General features: G+C 68.6%; 4 protein-coding genes. 1 reads left to right on the top strand and 3 read right to left on the bottom strand.

Annotated elements, in window-relative coordinates:
* On the bottom strand, positions 1 to 1,167 hold a 1,167-nt coding region (locus U9978_RS04340), incomplete at its 3' end, for an MBOAT family O-acyltransferase (protein WP_322759717.1).
* 218 nt (positions 1,168 to 1,385) lie between these two features.
* Here U9978_RS04340 and U9978_RS04335 point away from each other — a divergent pair.
* The gene (locus U9978_RS04335; RefSeq protein WP_322759735.1) at positions 1,386 to 2,291 is read left to right on the top strand and encodes an alpha/beta hydrolase; all 906 of its coding nucleotides are present in this window, start codon (positions 1,386 to 1,388) and stop codon (positions 2,289 to 2,291) included.
* 223 nt (positions 2,292 to 2,514) lie between these two features.
* Here the strand turns inward: U9978_RS04335 and U9978_RS04330 are convergent, their stop codons facing one another.
* Positions 2,515 to 4,509, bottom strand: a complete 1,995-nt coding sequence (locus U9978_RS04330; RefSeq protein ID WP_322759716.1) for a vWA domain-containing protein — start codon at positions 4,507 to 4,509, stop codon at positions 2,515 to 2,517.
* On the bottom strand, positions 4,506 to 5,945 hold the full coding sequence (locus tag U9978_RS04325; protein WP_322759734.1) for a magnesium chelatase: 1,440 nt from the start codon (positions 5,943 to 5,945) through the stop codon (positions 4,506 to 4,508). Before U9978_RS04325 ends, U9978_RS04330 begins: the two co-directional genes overlap by 4 nt.
* Positions 5,946 to 5,992 lie beyond the last annotated feature (47 nt).

The raw sequence follows: 5,992 nt of genomic DNA, 5'->3' as shown, positions 1-5,992 counted from the left end.
CGGGCGGGGCTGGGAGTCGGTTCCGGCCGCGGAGCGGCCCCCGGTCACCTCTGGTGTTCGCGGCGCCGGCACCGCCGGCCATGCCGCCGCGGTGGTCATGACAGCAGGGGCGGCGGGTCGGCGGCGGGACTCGGCCCATCTGCGTTCGGCTGCCAACCCAGCGCCGTGCAGGGCGCCCCAGATGACGAACGTCCAGGCCGCTCCGTGCCATAGCCCGCCGAGGATCATGGTGATCATAAGGTTGGCGTAGGTGCGCCGAGGACCGTGCCGGTTGCCTCCCAGCGGTACGTACACATAGTCCCGCAACCACCGTGAAAGCGTTATGTGCCACCGTCGCCAGAATTCGCGCAGGCTGGCCGCGGTGTACGGGCGGTCGAAGTTGTCGGGGAAGCTGAAGCCCAGCAACAGGGCGATTCCGATGGCCATGTCCGAATAGGCGGAGAAGTCGCAGTAGATTTGCACGGCGTAGCCGTAGATGGCAACCAGTATCTCCAGCGACGAGTGCTGGCTCGGGGTGTCGAAGACCGGATCGACGATCTGCGTGGCGAGCAGGTCCGCGAGCGCGATCTTCTTGACGAGGCCACCGACGATCAGGAAGATCGCCCGGGTGGCCGGCACCTGGTCCGGGTCACGTGGCGTGGCCAGCTGTGGAATGAACTCACTGGCCCGGACGATCGGCCCGGCCACGAGATGTGGGAAGAACGCCTGGTACACCGCGAAGTCGGTTGTCTTTGCCGGGCGGATGTCCCCGCGATGGACGTCGATGACATATGACATCGCCTGAAACGTGAAGAATGAGATGCCGACCGGCAACGCGACCTGGAGTAGCGGGAGTGGTGCCGGCAGCCCGATGCGGTCGAGCATCCGGTCGACCGAGAGGGCGAAGAATCCGTAGTACTTGAACCAGCCCAGCAGGCCCAGATCGCAGATGATCGCCGCGATGAGGATGCGGCGGTCCCGCCACCGGGCAAGCGCGAGTGCGGCCGCCTGATTGAGGACGGTCGAGGCGAGCAGGAGGGCGACGAACCGTTTGTCGGCATATCCGTAGAAAAAGTAGGAGGCGCCCAGGATGAAGGGCTTCCACAGGTGCGGGCGGGGCATCAGGCTCCAGGAGCCTGCCATGACCACGGCGAAGAACGCCGCGAACTCGATCGTAGGGAAGACCACCCGTACCCGTCCTCGCGAATGTCACTTTGAGCATCAGGTTTTTGACTTAAGGTAGTCGAGCGTGCACGGGTGGGGCGATGAGCGCCAGTGGGAAGCGCCAGTGGGAGTGGCGGCTATGCGGGCCTGGTTGAGTGCTCGATTGCGTGTGTATGGGTGACCTTCGGCGGAACTTCGATGGATTGCGAGCGTCCGTGGCGACGGCTCGCTACCTTCCGTCTATGGGCACGGTTCAGGCCAATGGCATCGAAATCGCGTACGAGCTGCACGGTGACTCCAGCGGCCTGCCGCTCCTCATCGTCAGCGGGCTGGGCCAGCAGCTTGTCGGCTGGCATCCTGATCTTCTCCGCGCGATGGTGCGCCGAGGCTTCCAGGTCGTCGTCTACGACAATCGGGACGTCGGGCTTTCCACCCATTTTGATCATCTTGGCCAGCCGGACCTCACGGCCGCGCTCTCCGGGGATGCAGACGCCGTGCCCTACGCCCTCCTCGACATGGCGGCTGACGCCATCGGGCTGATGGACGCTCTCGGCTGGGAGTCCGCGCACGTCCTGGGGAGCTCTCTGGGTGGCATGATCGCCCAGACGCTGGCGCTGCACTTTCCTGATCGGGTGCGCAGCCTGACGTCGGTTTCCTCGACCACAGGCAACCGTGAGGAGAGCCAGCCGACCCCGGACGCGGCTGCCGCTCTGCTGCGCCCGGTTGCCGCGAGCCGCGAGGCGTTCATAGACGGGGCCGAGCAGGCATACAACATCATCGGGTCGGGCGAGTTTCCGCATGACCGCGAGTGGGTGCGTCGGCGGGCTGGGATGGCATGGGACCGCAGGTACGACCCGCATGGGACGGCGCGGCAGTTGATTGCCGCACTGGCGGCCGACGACCGGACGGCGGCCCTGCGCCAGCTGACGATTCCAACCCTGGTCGTGCACGGTACGGCCGACCCGCTCATTCCGGTCGCCGGTGGCCGGCACACCGCGGCCGCCATCCCGTCCGCCGAGTTGCTGGAGATCGACGGAATGGGCCACGATCTCCCGCGCCAGGTCTGGGAGCGCCTGCTGGACAAGCTCGACGACGTGGCCCACCGAGGCGAGGTAGCCACCACTGTGCGCGGGATGCCCATCGCATAGCCGACTGGAACGGCCCGCGCTGGGGGCGGACCTGTTTCGGCGATGGTCGCTTTTGGACCCCCTGTCATCGCCCGGGTCGGTACAGGGGTGCTCGCTGTACTAGGAGCGTGACGGCTTGGTACCGCCGGCATGACCAGCCGGTCGGCTGCCGGGGAGGTGGTCGTGGCTCCGGTCGCGCTCCTGGATGCCGTATGTTCGGGATCGGCGGGATCAGCGAGCGGGATCAGCGGGAACGTCGGCCGCCACGTGCGCGGAGGTAGTCCCGGACGACATACTGACCCAGCGCCCCCGGATCGGGGGAAAGCATCCGACCGCCGTTGCGCCGGGCGACTTCGTCGACGAACTGCACCAGCCGCGGCTCGTTGTCAAGCATGAACACGTTGATTGTCGCCCCACGGCGGGTCAGTCGGTCCACCTCGGCCAGGGTCAGCTCAAGGGTCTCCGGCGTGGGCGGCCAGGAGAAGGCGGGCGTGCCGTTACGCATCAGGTGCGCTGTCGGCTCACCATCGGTGACCACCAGTACGACCGGTTCGGAATCCGGATGTTTCGACACCAGCCGACCCGCGATCATCAGCGCGTGCTGGAGGTTCGTGCCCTGTACCACTTCGGAGTCCAGCCCGGCGAGCTCCACCGGGCGCAGCAGGCGGGCGTAGTCGGAGAAACCGACCAGATGGATCGTGTCCTGCGGGAACTTCGTGCTGATCAGGGTATGTAGCGCGAGCGCCGTCGATTTCGCCACTCCCCAGGTTCCCCGCAGTGCCATGGAGTAGGAGAGGTCGACCAACAGGCACACCACGGCCGAGGTCCGGCGTTCGGTCTCAGCGACCTCGAAGTCGGCGACATCCAGGCGCACCGATCCGTCCGGGCCGGCCGGCCCCGCCCGTAGAACCGCGTTGCGGACAGTGCGGACGACGTCGAGGGGCTGGGTGTCGCCGAAGCACCACAGCCGGGATGTCCCGGTGAGCTCGCCGGCCGCGCCGGCGTCGGCGACATCGTGATCACCGCGTCCGTGGGCGTCCAACCGGTGGAAGATGCGCGCCAGCGCTGTCTGCCCGATGCGCCGGACCGCCCGCGGGGTCAGCTCCAGGTTTCCGGCGTTTCGGGTCAGGAAACCCTGGCGTTCCAGCTCTTTTTCGATCTGTTGGAGGGTACGCAGGTCGTCGACGGCACCTCGGCCCAGCGCCCGCGCGACCGCCTCCGGATCGATGTCCGCCAGGGACGCCCCGGCGTAGTCCTGGGACAGCGCGGCAGCCAGTTCGTCGAGTTCGGCCAGCTCCTCCAGCGCGCTGGTGGCTTCCCCCAGCCCGAGGGGGGTCTCGCCGGTCATCGGGTCCCGCACCCGGCCACGTGCGGGCTGGCCCCAGCCGAGGTCCGGGCGGGCGGCCCGGAGCGCATCGCGCAGCCGGGACAGCTCGGCTGCCAGGCCCATGTCGGCCATGGCGGCGGTCATCAGATCGGCCAGTTCCTGACGTTGCTGCGGGGACAGGCCCGCCATCAGCCGTGCGGCAGCCGCGGCGCGCCGCGCCAACGAATCCACCAACTCGTCCAGCGAGCGTGGATTCTCCGGGAAGAAGTCACCGAACGAGCGCATGAAATCCTCGAACGCGGCGTCGGTGTGCTCGCCGCGGGCATCCGCCTCCAGCATGCTGTTGAGCGCGTTGAGCATGTCCGCCACTCGGGCCATGGCCGCGGGCGTGGTGTTCTCCAACGCCTGTTTCATGCCGCGGAACTGCGTGTCGAGCACCTCGCGGCGGAGCAGGTCGGAGATTTTCGCGAACGTCTCGCGCGCAAGGGGTGAACGCCACTCGTAGTCGGCCAGCGCGCTCACGGCCCGGGCCGGGTCGCCCGCCACGGCGTCGAGCTCAGCTTCGCGCAGGCGGGCGTCGTCGGAGGGGTCCGGGAACAGCGCGGCCCGCTCCTGCTCCATCGCCTCGTCCAGAAGCTCGCGGACCTGCTCCAGGGTGCCGTCCAGACGCCCGCGCGCGCGGGCCTCGCGCCGCTGGCGCTCCACCTGACGGCGCAGATCTTCCAGGCCACGGCGGTTGTGTGTGCCGCGGCGCAGCAACGCGTCCAGAGCTTCACGTGGGGTTCGGCCATCGAGGATGTGCTCGGACATCTCGTCCAGCGTGCCCGCCGCGTCGAACGGGTATGCCAGGGGATCAGGGCCACCGCCCCACGGGCCGTACCGGAATCCCGCCGGCCCGGTCCCGGCGCTCATCCGCCGTACACCGTCCGGCCCGGCAGTTCCTCCTTGGCGAGCCGCCGGTTGAGGTGCAGACCCTCCATGGCCAGTTCAAGCCCGGCCGCGGCGAGCCCCGGCGACTCCGCACCGTCGATGCCGAGCCTGATGAGGATCGCGGCGAGCCCCGGCACCGGACCGACCCGCCGAAGCAACTCCGTGGCCGGGACGAGATCACCGGTCTCAACCGGGCCGTCCACCTCGAAACGCCGTTGCAGACCGCTCAGGTCGGTGCCGGCGAGGCGGGCGCGAAACGTCTCGGCGACAGCCCGCCGCAGCAGGTGCGCGAGGATCTCGTCCTCCCGCCCCTCTTCCAACTGGTCGAACTCGACCTTGCCGCGTACCGCCGGCACGATCGCCGTGAGGTCGACGACCCGTGCCGTCGGAACGTCTTCGCCGGCCAGCGCCGCTCGGCGCACCGCCGAGGCGGCCACGGTCTCGACTGCGGCCACCGACAGCCGGGCCGACACGCCGGAGCGCCGATCGACCTGCGGGGCGTCGCGCACCAGCCGGGTGAAGCGTGCGACCACCTCCAGCAGGTGGTCGGGGACGGTGGGAAGCCCCAGCGGCGACTCCCGCCAGTCCAGCGCCGCCTCTTGGCGGATCAGGGCCAGTTCGTCGTCAAGGCGCAGTGGGTAGTGGGTGCGGACTTCGGCGCCGAAGCGGTCCTTGAGGGGTGTGATGATCCGGCCCCGGTTGGTGTAGTCCTCGGGATTCGCCGAAGCGACGAGAAACAGGTCGAGCGGGAGCCGCAGGACGTAGCCCCGGACCTGGATGTCGCGTTCCTCCAGCACGTTCAGGAGCGATACCTGGATCCGTTCGGCCAGGTCGGGAAGTTCGTTCACGCTGAAGATGCCGCGGTTGGTGCGTGGTATCAGACCGTAGTGGACGGTCTCCGGGTCACCCAGGGTTCGGCCCTGCGCGACCTTGACCGGGTCGACGTCCCCGATCAGATCGCCGACGCTGGTGTCCGGAGTGGCCAGCTTCTCGCCGAACCGTTCGAAGCGGTGCTTCCAGGACACCGGGGTGTCGTCACCGAACTCGGCGACCAACAGCCGGCACCGGGTGCACACCGGGGTGAAAGGGTGATCATTGATCTCGCAGCCGGAGACCACCGGCGTCCACTCGTCCAACAGGCCCACCAGGGTGCGGATCAGGCGGGTCTTGCCCTGCCCGCGTTCCCCGAGGAAGACGATGTCGTGCCCGGCGAGCAGAGCGCGTTCGACCTGGGGGAGCACGGTGTCGTCGAAGCCGACGATGCCGGGAAACCGGTTCTCGCCACCCGCCATCCGGGCGAGGGTGTTGTTGCGCAGTTCCGTGCGTACGGACCGGTGCCGGTGTCCTGAGCCACGCAGGACACCGAGCGTTGTCGGTTCAGGGGACTGCGGGGCCTGGGACCCTGACAGATCGAGCACTAGTTGACGGTACGTCCCCGGGGTCTCATGCGCAGGGAAGTTGCCAC

This window comes from Protofrankia sp. Cr2 (genome assembly GCF_963555885.1).
Taxonomy (GTDB): domain Bacteria; phylum Actinomycetota; class Actinomycetes; order Frankiales; family Frankiaceae; genus Protofrankia.
This window is presented reverse-complemented; position numbering and strand designations above follow the sequence as displayed.